The 216-nt window shown below is 67.6% G+C and carries 1 pseudogene; it reads left to right on the forward strand.

Annotated elements, in window-relative coordinates:
* A pseudogene (locus IG05_RS43415) lies at positions 1 to 216 on the forward strand (glucose-6-phosphate isomerase); the annotation flags it as partial.

Here is a 216-nt window from a genome sequence, read left to right on the forward strand (position 1 = left end):
GGCACCAACGGGCAGCACGCCTACTACCAGTTGATCCACCAGGGCACCAAGCTGATCCCGGCCGACTTCATCGGCTTCGCCGAGCCGGTCGGCGAGCTGAGCGGGGAACTCAAGGCGCAGCACGACCTGTTGATGGCGAACTTCTTCGCCCAGACCCAGGCGCTCGCCTTCGGCAAGACCGCCGAGGAGGTCCGCGCGGAGGGTGTGCCCGAGGAG

The sequence above is a fragment of the Streptomyces sp. NRRL S-1022 genome, from assembly GCF_000720135.1.
Lineage (GTDB): Bacteria > Actinomycetota > Actinomycetes > Streptomycetales > Streptomycetaceae > Streptomyces.